This is a genomic window from Paraburkholderia sp. UYCP14C, from assembly GCF_004197395.1.
Taxonomy (GTDB): domain Bacteria; phylum Pseudomonadota; class Gammaproteobacteria; order Burkholderiales; family Burkholderiaceae; genus Paraburkholderia.
This window is the reverse complement of the sequence record NZ_SELS01000239.1, coordinates 1-1,516: the sequence shown is the minus strand read 5'-3', so window position 1 is coordinate 1,516 and position 1,516 is coordinate 1. Positions and strand designations below refer to the sequence as shown.

Below are 1,516 nucleotides of genomic sequence, written 5' to 3'. Positions count from 1 at the left end.
CGCCGTCCTGTTCAATCGATAAGGTATCCAAATCTATAAAGATTATTTCGACCACGCTACCTATTTGCACCGGAGCCACCGGCGGCTCCAGTTCACCATCATGCCCCACGCGCATGCGAATGGACCAACGGCCCAGATGAGCCGCTTACGAACTATTCGCATAACCACACACATCGTCGCATCGCACGCCTGGCAGCCGCGATTCCTTCCCATCCCATTGGCTTGTCCAACCGCCCTGCGCCGAGCCTGCTCGAAACGCGCAACCAGTTGAATGCGACTGTAGGGATCACTTCGCCACGGCTGTTGCAATTTCGCCATTAGAGCCAATGCCAACCAATTTTTTACTAAGCTGATTGAACGCTTCAATATCGAAGTCGCAACGTGCCTCTCGATATGTCCAGTTCGTCGCGCTCCTCAGTCGTGTAGGAGTATGCGTCACTTTCAGACATGTGAATGATATGCAGCAGGAGCTGAACTTCGGCGCCGCGTGATTGTGACCGTACCGCGTGGTCACCGTTCAGGCTGCACTGGTGCGGAAAATCACCGGTACGAAAACGACTTCTGCGGACCTTCCTTAGCCGCAAACTTAAAGAGGCCATCTTGACTAGAGGAACCGTTACTGGATTGGCTGCCGACAGCGCCAGTCGCATGGAAACTACTCGGGACGGCGCGATCCAGACGACTGCACCGTCGGTACCTGAACCGACCAGCGTCACGTTGCAAGGCGCACTCGCCGGCCTCCGCGATACCTCACCGTCGAATCGTCGTGAGCTTTCCCATCCGTTGTCGGCCATACATGATCGCTACGCTCTGCCCGAACGATCATCATCCCGTCTCGCCGCAACCGACCGGCTATCCGTCGCGATGCCCATCACTGGACCGCGGCTTACATATAACCCTACGACGTCAGCAAAACTGATGGACGACTTTGCTGAAGCTGGGCCATCAGGCTCGGCCCTGACAGCTACGGCGCTAGACGACGGGTCAGTCCGGTGGGCCGCCGACAGTCATCCGACGAACCTCCTTTGGCAGAGAATCGGGCCAGACCAAAAGGCCGCAATCTTCGAGCTCCTGAGTGAACGAAATGATCTTCACGGAATACAACTATGGGACAGTGCTAATTCTGGAAACATTCAGGCAATGGACAAACTCGACAATCATCTTCTCATGAACTATTACAAAGACAGTGATGGCCAGCCCAACCATTTGCGCTTTCCGCCACGGGCGTGATCAAGCTGTTGATAATCCGGATGTTGATTTGCACCGAATCCTGACCCACCGGGGATGCGGACAAAATCATGGACCATCTGGAGATAGTCCATGTACTCTTACGAAGACTGCGTTCAAGGGTTGTGGTGCAAATAGCGCTCAAGGATCGGTTAGAGTGTCGCCTTGACCGATTTGAGGAGCCGCGATGAACAAGCTGAAGAGTCTGGACGAGCTATTCGCCGGCCGTCATTTTGACCGTGAGGTGATCATTCTTTGTGTGCGCTGGTATCTGCGCTACAAACCCAGC

Annotated in this window: 1 pseudogene; it reads left to right on the top strand. The window is 54.7% G+C overall.

Annotation, left to right across the window (positions count from 1 at the left end):
- Positions 1-1,414: 1,414 nt before the first annotated feature.
- Positions 1,415-1,516 (top strand): annotated as a pseudogene (locus EVC45_RS47525) (IS6 family transposase); the annotation flags it as partial.